The 1,945-nt window shown below is 45.1% G+C and carries 2 protein-coding genes; one reads left to right on the top strand and one right to left on the bottom strand.

The genetic code is table 11. The features are described 5' to 3' along the window. Nucleotides 1-270: 270 nt before the first annotated feature. Nucleotides 271-786, bottom strand: coding sequence for a hypothetical protein (locus tag KDK15_RS06720; protein WP_257294597.1), 516 nt, complete (start codon nt 784-786; stop codon nt 271-273). Between the two features lie 580 nt (nt 787-1,366). Between KDK15_RS06720 and KDK15_RS06715 the strand changes: the two genes are divergently transcribed. Then, the coding region (locus KDK15_RS06715; RefSeq protein WP_257294596.1) for an RING finger domain-containing protein at nt 1,367-1,945 on the top strand (579 nt) is incomplete at its 3' end.

The following is a 1,945-nucleotide window of genomic DNA, read 5'->3' as shown; positions in this document are numbered from 1 at the left end:
GAAAAGCAGGAAAAGCAGGAAAAGCAGGAAAAGCAGGAAAAGCAGGAAAAGCAGGGGTCATAGTCAGGCTATTTCATTGTTGACTGAACAGGAACTGAGCAGCCATTTTGAACAGCTGGATTTTTGCGAACCCCTTTTTTTTACCTGCCGGGTAGAGAGTGAAGAGACCTGAAAGTCCGGACTTTTCAGGAAAACGGGATTCCAGCGGAGGAGATGTGACTTATGGGCAGGTGAAGCCCGCAAATGCAGACTTCGTAAGTGATTGGATTATTATTCTCCTTTGGTAATCACTTCATTGTTTTCATCGGTCAGGGTCAGATCTTTCATAAATAACACCATGGGTGAACGGTGATCCAGTTCCAGGGTTATTCTGCAATTGTCTGAGCAGTTACCGGCTGGGATTTCAAAAGTATCGGTTCCGGGGCTGTTCCAGGCATGTCCATGTACCTCATGGCCATAGGCAATGGGCTGACCATTAAAGTAAATATTGACGATGGTATCTGATCCCCAGCCAGCCCAGGTGAAGTTCGCAAAGACCTTGTCATGCCCATCCAGTTTCACCGGAAAGCTCACTCTGCCGCCCGGGGCAGTCAGCCTCCAGGAATTATAAGCAAAATTGTAGGCGTATTTGTGACTGTATTCTGGCTGACCGGTAAACACTCCAGATATTTCATAGGATATCAATTGATCATTGGCAATACTGGCAGAGATTTTGCCAAGCTCTGCAGCAAATGCGGATGACAGGTTACCGATCAATAGCAGAAATAAAACCCGATACAACTTCATAGAATTCTCCCAACTCGAAAACAGGGTTACAGTCAGTAATAATTACGTCCATGAAGAACACACAGCGCTGTGAGTGCTAACAAAACGTCCACTCAGCATTAGACTCGGGTTTGTCGGTAAAGTTCATCGGAGAAGATAAAATAAGGACTGACTACCTGGGTAGTTGGGTAGTTCAGTTGCAGCACTTATGAACTGCAATTAATAACTTCGACATTTCAATAAGCACTGCCCGAAAAAAGCAGGCTGCTTGTACTTTTGCCGCCAGAGCAACCTGCAGCCAGCAACCAGCGACCAGCGACCAGCAGCCAGCAACCAGCCAGCGAGCGAGCTTAACAAGTCTCAGTCAAACGCGGAACTTATTCCGGTACAAGTCATTATTACGGGTAATCAGGCATCAATACGTTTGTACTTAATGCGATGCGGGCCAGCGGCTTCTGCACCCAGACGGGCCAGGCGGTCAGCTTCCTACTCGGTGTAGTTACCATTAGAACGAAACCTCCTGTATGCCCGGTTAGGAACTTTTTCTTGTGAAAATAGTCAAAGCTATGAAATTAACTAATAAGATAAGTTGAGGAACAACATGAATAACATCAGCACTGGCTCACAGCCCAAATACGCTATCCCTGAGACTACAGCCCATACTTCTGAATCAACGTCTCCAGCTAATAATGCAAACTTTAAGGGGCACCAACTTAAAGCTACAAAATCATCTGAGCGAGTAGAAACTGCTCTAAATGGTCAGTGCCCTATTTGCATGGATCCTTTCACCAATACTGAAATCAAACCATTATCCTTGTTGCCATGCTTTCATTTGTACCACTCAGAATGCGTCACTGAATCATTAAATCAACAGCAGTCCTGTCCTGATTGCAGGGCTCTTGCCAGTCCTTCAACGATTAAAGTCTATGAAAATAGCACATTATTAAAAGAGAGTTTGCCACTGGAATGCACTGAAAACCTTTGTTCTGTGGTAGGTGCCAATGCCTCGATTAGCTCCGGCACGAAAGCGCTCTGCCCTTATCCTCTTGCAACTTTCCCACATCAAGAGGCAGAAAACTTTCTGGAGAACAACCATGCCCCAATTATTAAATGGCTCTGCGAGTCATTTGCTGAAAAACAGTACAAAACCGCTCATGTGTTTTATGATGAAAAATTTTGC

The sequence above is a fragment of the Endozoicomonas sp. YOMI1 genome (assembly GCF_024606345.1).
Lineage (GTDB): Bacteria > Pseudomonadota > Gammaproteobacteria > Pseudomonadales > Endozoicomonadaceae > Endozoicomonas.
This window is presented reverse-complemented; position numbering and strand designations above follow the sequence as displayed.

Excerpts from the sequence above, each read along its gene's own strand:
- KDK15_RS06720 (WP_257294597.1), bottom strand. The coding sequence starts at position 786 with ATGAAGTTGTATCGGGTTTTATTTCTGCTATTGATCGGTAACCTGTCA.